Origin of the sequence: Streptomyces sp. NBC_00210 (assembly GCF_045160975.1) — a bacterium.
GTDB lineage: Bacteria > Actinomycetota > Actinomycetes > Streptomycetales > Streptomycetaceae > Streptomyces.
On the sequence record NZ_CP108120.1, the window covers coordinates 112,382 to 125,364 of the forward strand.

Sequence of the window (12,983 nt, forward strand, 5' to 3'; positions counted from 1 at the left end):
TGAGCGGGACGAGCCGGCTGGTCTGTTTCTGCTTCCCCGCGTCGAGTTCCGTGGCACGGGTCATGGTGAGGAAGGCGCTGGCAGCCATGGCAAGGGCCTCCCCCGCTACACCACCCTCCCTCGACGGCGGCGCCCCGCTGTGCGCTGCGCTCGGGCGCCTCTAAAAGTGTGGCGAAAGATTGCTCCATGTCCATGGCCCTGCGGGTTGACCATCAGTCTCCCTCCCGTGGGGAATCACGTGGGCTGATGTAACAACACCGGCATCCATAGCGCGGTGTGCCAGGGCGTCCATGGATTTGCCTGCGCCCGTCTTCCGCAACTCCTCCAGCAGTTGCGCGACGCTGGACCGGTGGGTGAGGTGGGCGTGGGCGGCGGGGTCACGGTCCAGCAGCACCGCAATGGCATCGCCTGCCCCCGACTCCCGGAACTCCCCAAGCAGCTGGGCGACGCCGGCTGGGTCGGTGAGGTCGGCGTGGGCGGCGTGGGCGGCGTGGGCGGCGTGGGCGGCGGCACGGTGTGCCAGAGCATCCACGGCTTCGCTAGCCCCCGCCTTCCGCAACTCCCCCAGCAACTGGGCAACGACGCCTGGGGCGGCGTGGGCGGCGGCGCGGAGTGCCAGGCCATCCACGGCTTCGCTAGCCCCCGCCTTCCGCAACTCTCTCAGCAGCTGGACGACGTTGTACGGGCGGGTGAGGTCGGCGTGGGCGGCGGCGCGGTGTGCCAGAGCATCCACGGCTTCGCTAGCCCCCGCCTTCCGCAACTCCTCAAGCAGCTCGACGCCGGCTGGGTCGATGGGGTCGGCTTGGGCGGCGGCGCGGTGTGCCAGGGCATCCACGGCTTCGCTAGCCCCCGCCTTCCGCAACTCCCTCAGCAGTTGCGCGACGATGGACGTGGGGGTGAGGTGGGCGTGGGCGGCGGGGTCACGGTCCAGCAGCACCACAATGGCATCGCCTGCCCCCGACTCCCGGAACTCCCCAAGCAGCTGCGCGACGCTGTACGGGCTGGTGGGGTCGGTGTGGGCGGCAGCGCGGTGTGCCAGGCCATCCACGGCTTCGCTAGCCCCCGCCTTCCGCAACTCCCCCAGCAGCTGGACAACGCTGTACGGGCGGGTGAGGTCGGCGTGGGCCGCGGCACGGTGTGCCAGGCCATCCACGGCTTCGCTAGCCCCCGCCTTCCGCAACTCCCCCAGCAACTGGGCAACGCTGTACGGGCGGGTGAGGTCGGCGTGGGCGGCAGCGCGGTGTGCCAGGCCATCCACGGCTTCGCTAGCCCCCGCCTTCCGCAACTCCCCCAGCAGCTGGACAACGCTGGGCGTGTGGGCGAGGTCGGCGTGGGCGGCGGGGTCACGGAGCAGCAGCACCGCAATGGCATCGCCTGCCCCCGACTCCCGGAACTCCCCAAGCAGCTGGGCGACGCCGGCTGGGTCGGTGAGGTCGGCGTGGGCGGCGGCGCGGAGTGCCAGAGCGTCCACGGCTTCGCCTGCCCCCGCCTCCAGCAACTCCCTCAGCAGCTGGGCAACGACGCCTGGGTGGGTGAGGTCGGCGTGGGCGGCGGGGTCGCGGCCCAGCAGCACCGCAATGGCTTCGCCTTCCCCCGACTTCCGGAACTCCCCAAGCAGCTGGGCGACGCCGGCTGGGTCGGTGAGGTCGGCGTGGGCGGCGGGGTCGCGGCCCAGCAGCACCGCAATGGCTTCGCCTTCCCCCGACTTCCGGAACTCCCCAAGCAGCTGGGCGACGCCGGCTGGGTCGGTGAGGTCGGCGTGGGCGGCGGGGTCGCGGCCCAGCAGCACCGCAATGGCTTCGCCTTCCCCCGACTTCCGGAACTCCCCAAGCAGCTGGGCGACGCCGGCTGGGTCGGTGAGGTCGGCGTGGGCGGCGTGGGCGGCGGCGCGGAGTGCCAGAGCGTCCACGGCTTCGCCTGCCCCCGACTCCCGGAACTCCCCAAGCAGCTGCGCGACGCCGACTGGGTCGGTGAGGTCGGTGGGGTCGGCGTGGGCGGCGGCGCGGAGTGCCAGAGCATCCATGGTTTTGCCTGCGCCCGTCTTCCGCAACTCCTCCAGCAGCTGGGCGACGTTCCACGGGTGGGCGAGGTCGGCGTGGGCGGCGGGGTCACGGTCCAGCAGCACCGCAATGGCTTCGTCTGCCCCCGCCTTCCGCAGCTCCTCAAGTAAATGGGCGACTTTGTGTGGGTGGGTGAGGTCGGCGTGGGCGGCGGCGCGGTGTGCCAGGGCATCCACGGCTTCGCCTGCCCCCGCCTTCCGCAACTCCTCAAGTAAATGGGTGATGCCGACTGGATCGGTGGGGTCGGCGTGGGCGGCGGCGCGGTGCGCCAGGGCATCCACGGCTTCGCTAGCCCCCGCCTCCCGGAACTCCCTCAGCAGCTGCGCGACGCTGTACGGGCTGGTGGGGTCGGCGTGGGCAGCGATCCAGTGGTCGGCATGGTGGTGGGGGTCGAGGCCAGCGGTTGTGAGGCGGTCGAAGAGGGCGGTCGGGGCAGTGGGGTGGCCAGCGAGGATGGCCTTCCGCCAGAGGATGACAGCTTGCCTATACAGGGCTCGGCGCCAGGCGGCGTCGGCGATCTGGTGCAGGTCTTCGGGGTCGGTGGTGTGGTCGAGCAGGGCTTTCCACAGGGAGTGGGTGCCGAGCTGGTCCTCGGTGGCGGGTGTGCTGGTCGAGGTAGTCGGCCGGCTCGTAATGGGGCGGGGTGCCAGATCGGGTGCGCAGGGCGGTCAGCGCGGTCAGGGTGTGCCGGATGTCGGTGCGGCTGCCATCGAGGCGCTTGCCGGTGCTCAGTGCGCCCAGTGCGAGGTCCGCCCAGGCCGGGTCGCCGGTCCGGTGGCGTTTTGTGAGGGCGCCGTCGGCGGCGTCGGCGAGCAGGTCGGCGGGGAGCGGGGTCCGGTGCCCCAATCGGCGCGCGTCGAGGGCGGCGGTGAGTAGTGCGTGTTCGACAGGGGGGAAGTGGGCGCCGGGGCCGTGCAGGTAGGCGGCGAGGAGTTCCGGCCCGCCGCTGAGATGTTGTACGACCCGGCCGTCCGGCGCCCCGGGGTCCAGCGCGTCTGCCAGTCGGCGGTCTTCCCGACGCCGGGCCAGCTCCCGCCACCGGGTCTGGTCTTGGTTCGACAGGTCGGAGTCGACCGGGATGCGGCGGGTGGCCGGGCCAGTGAGCAGGGCTCGGGCGTGACTGTGCGGATCCCCGGGCACTCCGTGCCGGGTGAGGTCGGCCCAGTACGGCTCGTTCCACAGTGTGCCTACCGCCGCCACGCCCGGCCGGTGTTCCAGCAGGCGCAGCACTTCCGCGGCGGTTCGCTCGCTGTCTTGGCCGTACAGGAATCGCTGGGTCTCGTTCAGCCACAGCACCACCCCCGCCGTGACCTGATTGGCCCGCAGGAGGCCGAGCAAGTCCTCAGCGCTGTGCGGGCGCAGCAGGGGGCGGTCGGGGGCGAGCGCAAGGAGCGCCTCGTACAGGGCGCGGGTCTTGCCGGTGGAGGAGTCCCCGGTGAGCACCGCCAGGACCGAAGGGCCTCCAGCCAGCGGCGGGCCCAGTGCCGTCCGTAGTTCACTGTCGTGAGCGCGGAGCAGATAGGGCGTCAGCGTCGGGAGAGTCGGGCCTGGGCTCGCCCCTGTGGCAGGCAGAACGGCCTGGTGCACTTCCAACGCCGCCGCCCCGACCGTCGTCAGGGTCTCCAGGGACCGTCCGCCGTCCGGTTCGTTCTCCGGACTGGATTGGCCGGGGCGTTCTTGAGCCTGCTCGGTGCGGGCAAGTTCCAGCTGCTCGCGCCACCACCACTCGTCCACCGCTTCGCCGGTCCACTTCGACCACAAGGCGACCAGCGCCACCACCAGGTCGACACTGTCCGCCTGGGGCACCTTGAAGCCGTCCGGATCCTGCGGGGCCCAGTCGCTGATTCGCTTGCCGCGGAAGCGCTCCACACCGGGTCGACCAGAGGCCTGCACGTGTGCCTGCACGGTGTTCTGACTGTACGAAGCGTTCTTCTCACGCCGAGCTGTCTCGGCTCGCTCCCGTAACCCCCGCAGCCGCGCGTGCAGCTCCTGGATCTGCGCCCCCACCGGCCCGCCTTCCATCGTACTGTCCCTCACCTGCTGCCCTGCCCGCTGGCCAGCGATGCCCGCAGCGGGCACGGCGGGCACCCGGCTGGCAAGGCGGTGACCAGCAGCGTAGAACCCAGCCCTAGTCAGCGTCCGCGACTTGCGACAGTTCGGGGTGCGCGGAGTCAGAGTCGACTCATCCGCCGGGCCCGGCGACCCACATCCCTCCGTCTACGGGGAGCCCTGTCATGGCCAAGCGCCGCCGCACACGACCCATCACCCCTAAGCCCGTTCCTCGCCCCACCCTGCTGTGGCGGGAGGTCTCGCGCCGCGCCACCCTCGGTCTCGCGGCCGCAGCCGGCCCCGCGGCTCTCGCCCTCATCCAGTGGTGGACTCACACCCACTGACCGGCCTGCGGGCTCTGCTGCACACGCACGCCGTCGGAACCCTCACGTGAAGGCCCGTCCGCCGAGAATCTCGGTGCGCCGGGCTTTCATGCGTTCAAGGCACCCACTGCTCCCCAAGCCCCCCAAGCCTGTCAGTGGGTGGCAGCTACGGTCGCATCATGACCTGACCACACCTCAACCCCCGCAGCACGCAGGGGTTCTGCGGTCACCATCGCCGCCGCCCCTGCCGCCCCCTGCCCAGTGGGAAGCGCAACTCGAGCTCCTACGCTCCATCGCCACGTATGGCCCAGACACCCAGACATGGCACGCCTCGCTCGGCGCCTTGGACGCCCACGCACTGAACACGCTGCAGCGTCTGCGCGAAGCGGCGCCCACACCTTCGGTACCCGAGTGCACCTGGAGTCAGCCCTCGTACCGGACTCTTGGACCGGGGCCGTCTTCGAAGGCGCTGGAGCTGGCTACTGCCGCGCTGGTCCGCGCTGACGCCGGTCGGCCGCTCGGAGAGCTGCCCACTTCCCAGACGAATTCGGTGCGCCGAGTCTGTATCAACTCGCAGCGAGGAACCTCCGGTCGTACGTTGAGTGAGATCCTTTGTGACAGGACGAGGATCAGGCCGGGCTCGTCTCCTGCACGTTGGCGAGCCTGGCCACCTATGTAACGGCGCTGCGTTGGCGGAAGGCGTCAGTGGCAAGGGCCGAGGTCGCACGACAGATGTCGTGTAGAGCCCGTCAGATTGCTTCCTGAGTCGCGGTAGTCGGCCGAGGTCCTCAGCCACCGTGGTAGCCGTGCGTCTCAGGACCTGCCGGTCAGTCAGTGCGGCGCCCCTCGTCGTCGCTCCGGTCCCGCGGGTCCGCCCAGTGGAAGGGACGCTGGTAGCGTTTCGCGGCCAGCCGTAATGATCACGGGGAGGACGGCAGACGTGCGGGAAGTGACGTCCCACAAGGTGAGTAAGCAGCGGACCGCCCGAGCGCTCGAGGACATCCGCAGGCGCACCTTCAGCCGCTGTCACTGGATGCGATACGACCACCTCTCCTTGAAGAGGCTTCAGGAAACGCGCGACGAGCTCCTCGACCACTTCGCCGCGCACACCCTGAAGGACCCCACGCTCGCCGGTGACTCCGCGCGGCTGGTCCTGCGGACCGCGGCCCCTGTCGGACGATGCTCTGGACCCGTGGCAATGCCGGTCGGCTGAGGCGCGTTCGGCACCGGCCGAGCATCCCGCACATGCCTGCGGAGCCGACCTGACCCGGGAGAGCGCCCCCGCCGGGGAACTCGATTCGGCCACTATGGCCGCGCTCGTCCAAGTGCAACGACACCTTGCGGGCTTGCTCGCTGCGGGAGGCCCCGAGAGCACGACGAGCGCGGGGGCGCCGGTCCCCGTCGCCCACTACTTCGCCGATCTGCGCGCGACGGTCGCCATGATCTTCCGGACCTGGCCCGAAGCCCGCCCGTACGCAGGCACATCGTTCCTAGCCGCCGTGCTCGACGCCGAGCATGCTTCCCGCACCGCGCAGGCCCAGCCCCTGCTCAACACCGCCGGGAAGAAGAAGACCTCCAAGCCCTACACCGCGCCGCCGACCGACTCCCTGGCCACGGGCGCGGTTCTGCAGATCGCGACGCGGTTGCTCCGAGCTGCGGATCCCTGCGAAGCGCGAGAGTCGATGACCCCGCTCGTTCACAGACTTCGCGATGCCGACCGTGCGCTCAGCGTCTACTTGTGCCGCGCTGCCTGGATCTCAACGCCCATGAGGACTGCGGTCGGCGACTGCTGAAACGCGGCTGACGTCATGCCCCACGAGCAGTCGGCGCTCTCCACGGTGATGCCGAGTACCTGGGCGACGGGCGGCGGCACGATCTCGCCGGCTGCCAGGCCTTGCAAGTACTGCAGGCCCGTCAGTTCCCCTTTGAAGGCGAAGAGCGGCCCTGGTTCCCTCCAGGACAGGATGGTGGAACGTTCCGTGTCGGTGTTCTGCTGACTCATGCCGCCCCCTTGATCGAAGTCGGACCAAGTGCGCTTCGAATATCGAAGCACTGTCGCAGGCTGGACACTAGCGCTTCGAAATCCGAAGCAGAAGGATTGGCGAAGGTTTCGCGCCTACCCCCGGCGCTCGGCCGAGCCGCGGCAACCTCGTGACCCGGCGGTCCCGCCCCGCCTCCGATCCGAGGCGGGGCGTCAGTCCGCGGAGCCCCTCTCCGGCGCCCCGTCGCCCACGGTGTCCGGATGTGAGACGCGGCTGGCGGACTGGTCGTCGGCGTGGTCCGCCCCTTGCGGGTCGATAATGGCCGCCCAGCGTTCCGCCCAGCGGGCGAGGGGGTTCAGGGCGTGGCGTGCCTCCTGTCCCAGCGGGGTGAGCTCGTAGCGGCTGTCCGGTAGTTGGTGAATCACCTGGGCATCCAGCAGTTCGGTCAGGCGCTGCCGCATCACGCTGGAGGACATGTCGTCGCACCGCTTCTGCAAGGGGCGGAATCCAAGCGGGCCCGCGCGAAGCTCCCACAGGATGCGCAGACTCCACCGTCGCCCGAACAGATCGAGTGCGGCCATGAGGGGGCGGCCGGTGGTCGAGCCGCGAACAGGATTGCCAGGTATGGGTGTTGCCATGTCGGGATGTCCAGCTCTCCAAGGTTGATGCTTCGAATTCCGACACGCTAGCATCGGTGACCGCTTCGGAAATCGAATCGGAGGCGGCTGTTGTGGCACCTGCCCTGCCGACCTGAGTGAGAGGCGTTCCTGAAGGCCCGGGTCGACGGAGGCGAGACCGGCCGGGAGGACCAGTACATGCGCATGGTGCCCCGAGTTCGACGTCGGCGCCGAGTCGCACGGACGGCTCACCCGGAACCTGTTCGTGGCGGGGGGACGGGTGACCGGCACGCGGGAGATCGAGTACAGGATCCACCAGGTCCTGCAAACCGGCCCAGCGGAACTTCAGTGCTGCCTCGTCAGCGGTTGCCGCAACCAAGCCAACGTCCACTCAGAGCTGGAGACCAGATGACCACGACCGAGTTTCCCTCGGCGGCAGCACGGGCCGCCGCCGTTGCCGCCCTGGCCGAGGACGCGTCAGGGAAGGACATCACCACCGAGTGGAGCGTTCCCGAGGACCTGGCGGCCACGGCCGAGATCCGCACCCGGCAAAGCGGCATCGCCGCCGGCCTCCCCGTGGTCGCCGAGGTCTTCGCGCAGGTCGACCCCGAGGTCAAGGTCGAGCCGGCCGTCGCCGACGGCGCCCGACTGGCCGACGGCCAGGTCCTGGTGCACCTATCCGGTTCGGCGCGCAGCCTGATCACCGGGGAGCGTACGGCGCTGAACTTCCTGCAGCGCATGTGCGGCATCGCGACGCTGACCGACCGCTACGTCCAAGCTGTGGCAGGGACCAGGGCGCACATCCTGGACACGCGCAAGACGGCGCCGGGCCTGCGCGCCCTGGACAAGTACGCGGTCACCGCCGGCGGCGGCCACAACCACCGCCTCGATCTCGCGGCGATGGTCCTGCTCAAGGAGAACCACATCGCCGCGGCGGGCGGGGTGACCGCCGCGATCGAGGCGGTCAGGCGCGGGATGGCGCGCACCGGGCAGACCGTGGAGAGCGATGTCGAGGTGCAGACCGTCACACAGGCCGTCGAGGCCCTCGACGCCGGAGCCCGCTGGATCATGCTCGACAACATGCCGGTGGCCGACATCGAGCAGGTCGTGAAGCTCCGGGCCGGGCGGGCCGACGCTTCCCGGATCCTGCTGGAGGCCTCGGGCACCATCCGCCTGGACACAGTTCTCGCCATCGCCGGGACGGGCGTCGACCTCATCTCGGTCGGAGCGTTGACGCACAGCGCGCCCGCACTGGACCTGACCATGCTGCTGACCACCGGCCCGGTGCCATGTCCGAGGTAGCGGTCGTCGACGCGTGTCAGCGAGACGGCGCGGGTGGCAGCCCGACCGCCGTTCTGGATGATGCGCCGTTCACCGACGAGGAGCGATGCCGCATTCCCACGGAGTGGGGAACATCGCACGCCGTCTTCCTCCGCGCGACCGGAATCGAGCGTCGTCAGCCCGCGTACACACTGCGGTTCTTCACCGCCCAGGGCGAACTGCCCGCCTGCGGACACGGCACCGTCGCCGCCCTCGCCGTGCTCGCCGAACGGGAAGGCGGCGACCACGACTACCGCGCCGTCCTGCGTACGGCCCACCGCAGCTTCGACGGTCGGGCAAGCCGAAACGGTGACGGCCTGACGGCGTCGTTCGACCCGGGCCCGGTCAGCCTGCGTAGCGCCGGTGGACCCGAACTGAGGGCAGTCGCAGGCGGCCTCGGACTGACGGAGGACGCGGTCGCCGGCGACGCCTGCGTGGCGTCGAACGGGCGGCCGAGGCTTCTGCTGCCCATCCGATCCCGCGCCGCACTGGCCGAACTCACGCCGAACTTAACCCTGTTGCGCGCAGCCTGTGACCGCTACGGTCTGCTGGGCTGCTACGCCTACTCGCCCCCGGACCGACACGGCCGAGCAGCAGCCCGGATGTTCGCCCCGTCGATCGGCGTCCCCGAGGACATCGCCAACGCCAACAGCACGGCCTGCCTGGCAGCGCATGCTGCCGGGTTCGGCACACACCGCCTCGCTGTCGACATGGGTGACCACCTCGGCAGCCCGTCCACCATCACAGCGACCGTCCACCGCGACCGCACGGGACACCGGATCCGAGTCGGCGGCCAGGCAGCGATCGTGCGCACGGTCATGCGCTGAGGCCCCTGCGCTCACAAGGCGAGGGTGCCGGTGCGCAGCAGGTCCAACTGCTCCTGTGAGAGCCCGGCCAGTTCTGGCGGCATCTGTGGCAAGGGTTATGGGTTGATGGCCGATCACGTCGTACTGGTGCGACTCGTACCTACTTGTCGGCTCCTCTTCGTTCTAGTCCGGGCCGCCGCCCTTCCGGCGAGGCCAGTCATCGACTCGACCGGCTCTGGCTCGTCCTCGCCCGCCGACGCTCACCCGAGACCAATCCGATCGCAGCCCCAGCCGGTTGATCGAAGCCGTCCGAATTCGACGCCGTCTCCGTCGGCTCGCTGACCCACAGCGCGCCGGCCATGGATCCGAGCATGCTTCTGATCATCAATTCCGAACACAGGAGGTACCGTGGCCAAGGGCTACTGGGTCAGCGTCTACCGCACCATCGCAGACCCTGAGAGGCTTGCTGCCTACGACAAGCTGGCCGGTCCAGCCGTCAAGGCCGCGGGCGGGCGGCTGCTCTCCCGCGACAGCCGGGTCGTCGCACACGACGCCGGAATCGCCGAGCGCACCGTCCTGATCGAGTTCGACAGCTTCGAACAGGCGGTCGCCGCACGCGCGAGTGCGGCCTACCAGGAGGCGCTGGCCGTACTTGCTGACGGCGTCGAGCGCGACTTCCGCATCATCGAAGGCCTCGACTGACGACCGATGCCGCGTCAGGGAGGAACACGATGCCGGCTGCGGGGATCACCCCGGCTCGTCAGCGCACCGCACCGTCGCAAAAAGCGTCAGGCCGGTGGCATCGGCGGTGATGTCCGGTCCGGCGACGGTTCCCGGCGGCGCGGCAGCTCGGACGTCGGCCTCGATGTCGGCGGGGGTGCGTTCGACGAGGTTCCAGCGGCCGATGTGGGTCATCAGGGCGGCGTACGGGTTCGGATCGCGATGTTGGAGAAGTAGAACGTGTCTCCGGGGCGGCAAAGGCGGGACAGGGTGGTGCGGATCAGGGCTCGGGCGAGCGTTCTTCGAGGTAGTCGAAGAGGCCTCCGGCCAGGACCAGATCGAAGGGGCCGTGGTCGGCGGCCAGATGGGCGGCGGTGCGCAGGACGTTGCCAGGGGGCCGCGGCGGTCTGGGCGCGGGTCGCGGGCGGCAGGTTTGTGAGGGCGTACTGGAGGGCGTCGGGGTCGACGTCGTTGAGAACCAGGCGGTCGGCGGGGTGCAGGAGAGCCGGGTCGACTCGGCGCAGGTCGGCGGCGCCTCCGGACGCTATCAGCAGGATGCGGCGGCCGGTGGCGCGCGCGGGGGGCCGTGCTCGGAACGTCCGCCGGGTCGCTCCCGAGTGCGGACTCGATGAGCGTGGCCTGGTGGGCGATCTTGTTGCGGTGCTGGTCGGTGAGGGGAGCGTGCAGGAGGCAGTCGTCGAAGTGGTGGCCCCAGGTCAGGGCACGCCTCCGGGCTGACCGCGCAGGATGTACTCGATGATCTCGAAGTCGCCGGCCCGGCCGCGAGCCTGCTCACGGCTCAGCTGGACCATGCCGCCGGCGTGGGCGAACATCTCGGCCAGCGGTGCCATCAACCTTGCCCGCGAGGCCCAGGTCAGCCACGCCACCATGCACCGGGGGCAGAACGTGCTGGCCGAATGGGACGCCCAGGTCGCCTGCCCCGTGCTGCGCATCCCGGGCGAGACTGCCCGCGACGAGTCCATTGCGGTATTACGCAGACAGCTTCGTGAGGCGAAAGCGACGGTGACCGAACTTCAGAGCAAACTCGATGCACTCGCGGCGGTCACCGCGAACCTGTACTACGAGAACCTGGCCCTGAAGAAGCGCGACAACAACCGGAGACTCGCCCCTTTCCCCTCCGCCAGATAGGACTTGTCCACGCGAGCATGCGTCTCGTTGGGGTGACCCCGATATGAGGGGGCAGCCGATGGGTGCAGTGGGGATGAGTCGTGCCGAAGCCGTGGCCTTGCTGACCGGCGGAAACGGCACCGGATCAAGACGGACAAGCGGGATGCCCAGCGGCTGGCGAAGCTGCTTCGGATGGACGAGCTGCCCGTGGTGCGGGTGCCGACGCCGGCCGGGGAGGCCGCCCGCGATCTCGTCCGGGGCCGGGACGATGTCCGCCGGCACCTGGCCCATGCCCGCAACCGGTCTCCAAGCTGTTGCTGCGCCAGGGCGGGTCTGGCGCGGCGGGACGGGCTGGACTTGTGTGCACCACGAGTGGCTGTCCGGCCAGCGGTTCACCGATGCTGACACGCAGTTCGCCTTTGACGAGAGGATGGAGGAGCTCCTGGCGCTGGAGGCGATGCGTGACCGCTTCGACCAGCGCGTCAAGCTGCGGCCGACCGCCCCGAGTGGGCGCCGGTGGTGCATCGGCGCCTGCTGGCGCGGCATCGACACCTTGTCCGCGTTCGGCCTGGCCGTCGAGGTGGTGACTGATACCGGTTAACCGGAGCCAGGATCGGTGCTTACCTCGGGTTGGTGCCCAGCGAGCACTCCTCGGGGCCCAACCGCTTCCAGGGGCCGATCACCAAGACCGGCAACGCCCACGCCCGGCGGTTGCTGGTCGAGGCGTCGTGGCAGCACTACAAACCTTGCAGGAGCGATTCGATGGGCACCTGCGGGTCGGCGAGTCTTCGGGTGTCAACCTGTTGGCCGGAGCGGACGAGGGCCTGGATCGGTTCGGTGACGTCCCAGATGTTGACGTTCATGCCTGCCAGCACCCGGCCGCGTGCGAGCCAGAACGCGATGAACTCGCGTGCGCCGACATCGCCGCGGAAGACGACCTGGTCGTATCCGCCGGGCTCGGCGTATCCGGTGTACTCCATGCCCAGGTCGTACTGGTCGGTGAAGAAGTACGGCACCCGGTCGTAGGCCGCTTCCTGGCCGAGCATCGCCTTGGCAGCGGTCTGTGGCTGGTGCAGCGCGTTGGCCCAGTGCTCCACGCGGATGCGCCGGTCCAGCAGGGGATGGAAGGCGTTGGCGACATCGCCCGCGGCGTAGACGCCCGGTGCGGAGGTGCCCAGCCGCTCGTCGGTGAGAATGCCGTTGTCGATCTGAAGACCCGCGGCCTGGGCGAGCCCGGTGTTGGGGACGATGCCGATGCCGACGATGACCGCGTCCGCATCGATGCGGGTACCGTCGGACAGCCGCACGCCGTCGACGGTACCCGCGCTGCCGGTGAGTTCGGGGACCTGCACGCCGACACGCAGGTCCACCCCATGCTCACGGTGCAGGTCCGCGAAGACCTGGGCGACCTCGCGGCCAAGGACACCCAGCAACGGCAACTCAGCCCTCTCCAGCACGGTGACCTCCACACCGGCGGCGCGGGCCGCGGCAGCGGTCTCCAGGCCGATCCAGCCAGCCCCGACGACCGCCACCCGTGAGGCGGAGGAGAAGGCGTCCTTGATCCGGTCGCTGTCCTCGACCGTGCGCAGATACAGCACCCCGTCCAGGTCCGCACCCGGCACCGGCAGGCGGCGCGGCGAGGAGCCCGTGGCCAGCAACAGCTCGGCGTACCCAAGGCGGCTGCCGTCCGCGAGCGTCACCTCGTGCAGGGCCGGGTCGAGCGCGGTAACCGCCGTCCCCAGGCGCAGGTCGATGTCGTGCTCGGCGTACCACTGGGGCGGGTGGACGTAGATCTGCTCCCGGGCGTCCTTGCCCATCAGGTAGCCCTTCGACAGCGGCGGCCGCTCGTAGGGCCGCTCGCTCTCCTCCCCGATCAGGATCAGCGGGCCGTCGAAGCCCTCCTCGCGCAGCGTCTGCGCGGCCTTGGCCCCGGCCAGACTGGCTCCGACGATCACATACGCGCTGTTGTCGGTCATGA

14 protein-coding genes and 1 pseudogene are annotated in these 12,983 nt (G+C 70.1%); 9 read left to right on the forward strand and 6 right to left on the reverse strand.

Going from position 1 to position 12,983, the window contains the following annotated elements:
* Positions 1-160: 160 nt before the first annotated feature.
* Together OG729_RS00665 and OG729_RS00670 are read right to left on the reverse strand one after the other, a co-directional pair.
* A complete protein-coding gene (locus OG729_RS00665; RefSeq protein ID WP_405803553.1) occupies positions 161-2,341 on the reverse strand; it encodes a hypothetical protein in 2,181 nt (726 codons plus the stop codon).
* A gap of 202 nt (positions 2,342-2,543) precedes the next feature.
* A complete protein-coding gene (locus tag OG729_RS00670) occupies positions 2,544-4,082 on the reverse strand; it encodes a hypothetical protein (RefSeq protein ID WP_405803554.1) in 1,539 nt (512 codons plus the stop codon).
* 212 nt (positions 4,083-4,294) lie between these two features.
* Between OG729_RS00670 and OG729_RS00675 the strand changes: the two genes are divergently transcribed.
* The 3 genes from OG729_RS00675 to OG729_RS00685 all read left to right on the forward strand — a co-directional run bounded on the left by OG729_RS00675 (position 4,295) and on the right by OG729_RS00685 (position 6,225).
* Complete coding sequence (locus OG729_RS00675; protein WP_405803555.1) at positions 4,295-4,453, forward strand: hypothetical protein; 159 nt, start codon at positions 4,295-4,297, stop codon at positions 4,451-4,453.
* Between the two features lie 943 nt (positions 4,454-5,396).
* Positions 5,397-5,645, forward strand: coding sequence for a hypothetical protein (locus OG729_RS00680; protein WP_405803557.1), 249 nt, complete (start codon positions 5,397-5,399; stop codon positions 5,643-5,645).
* Between the two features lie 133 nt (positions 5,646-5,778).
* Positions 5,779-6,225: a hypothetical protein gene (locus tag OG729_RS00685; RefSeq protein WP_240436516.1), complete on the forward strand. Its 447-nt coding sequence runs from the start codon at positions 5,779-5,781 to the stop codon at positions 6,223-6,225.
* On the opposite strand, the gene OG729_RS00690 is transcribed toward OG729_RS00685, so the two are convergent.
* Positions 6,165-6,434 carry a hypothetical protein gene (locus tag OG729_RS00690; RefSeq protein WP_405803558.1) on the reverse strand — a complete coding sequence of 90 codons (270 nt, stop codon included), beginning with the start codon at positions 6,432-6,434 and terminating at the stop codon, positions 6,165-6,167. The genes OG729_RS00685 and OG729_RS00690 overlap by 61 nt on opposite strands.
* A 192-nt stretch (positions 6,435-6,626) precedes the next feature.
* Complete coding sequence (locus OG729_RS00695; protein ID WP_405803560.1) at positions 6,627-7,052, reverse strand: winged helix-turn-helix transcriptional regulator; 426 nt, start codon at positions 7,050-7,052, stop codon at positions 6,627-6,629.
* 387 nt (positions 7,053-7,439) lie between these two features.
* On the opposite strand from OG729_RS00695, the gene nadC reads away from it, so the two are divergent.
* From nadC to OG729_RS00710, 3 genes are all read left to right on the forward strand, one after another.
* Positions 7,440-8,333 carry a carboxylating nicotinate-nucleotide diphosphorylase gene (nadC, locus tag OG729_RS00700; protein ID WP_405803562.1) on the forward strand — a complete coding sequence of 298 codons (894 nt, stop codon included), beginning with the start codon at positions 7,440-7,442 and terminating at the stop codon, positions 8,331-8,333.
* Positions 8,321-9,178, forward strand: coding sequence for a PhzF family phenazine biosynthesis protein (locus OG729_RS00705; protein ID WP_405803564.1), 858 nt, complete (start codon positions 8,321-8,323; stop codon positions 9,176-9,178). The genes nadC and OG729_RS00705 overlap by 13 nt, the downstream gene beginning before the upstream one ends.
* A gap of 387 nt (positions 9,179-9,565) precedes the next feature.
* Positions 9,566-9,859, forward strand: a complete 294-nt coding sequence (locus OG729_RS00710) for a DUF1330 domain-containing protein (protein ID WP_405803565.1) — start codon at positions 9,566-9,568, stop codon at positions 9,857-9,859.
* A gap of 45 nt (positions 9,860-9,904) precedes the next feature.
* Here OG729_RS00710 and OG729_RS00715 read toward each other — a convergent pair whose 3' ends face one another.
* Complete coding sequence (locus OG729_RS00715; protein WP_360884835.1) at positions 9,905-10,072, reverse strand: hypothetical protein; 168 nt, start codon at positions 10,070-10,072, stop codon at positions 9,905-9,907.
* A gap of 561 nt (positions 10,073-10,633) precedes the next feature.
* Here OG729_RS00715 and OG729_RS00720 point away from each other — a divergent pair.
* The 3 genes and pseudogenes from OG729_RS00720 to OG729_RS00730 form a co-directional block, all read left to right on the forward strand.
* The gene (locus tag OG729_RS00720; protein ID WP_405803567.1) at positions 10,634-11,026 is read left to right on the forward strand and encodes a hypothetical protein; all 393 of its coding nucleotides are present in this window, start codon (positions 10,634-10,636) and stop codon (positions 11,024-11,026) included.
* A 340-nt stretch (positions 11,027-11,366) separates the two neighbouring features.
* Positions 11,367-11,606: a hypothetical protein gene (locus tag OG729_RS00725; protein WP_405803569.1), complete on the forward strand. Its 240-nt coding sequence runs from the start codon at positions 11,367-11,369 to the stop codon at positions 11,604-11,606.
* A gap of 32 nt (positions 11,607-11,638) precedes the next feature.
* Positions 11,639-11,686: pseudogene (locus OG729_RS00730) on the forward strand (hypothetical protein); the annotation flags it as partial.
* A gap of 56 nt (positions 11,687-11,742) precedes the next feature.
* Here the strand turns inward: OG729_RS00730 and OG729_RS00735 are convergent.
* A complete protein-coding gene (locus OG729_RS00735) occupies positions 11,743-12,981 on the reverse strand; it encodes an FAD-dependent oxidoreductase (protein WP_360884824.1) in 1,239 nt (412 codons plus the stop codon).
* Positions 12,982-12,983 lie beyond the last annotated feature (2 nt).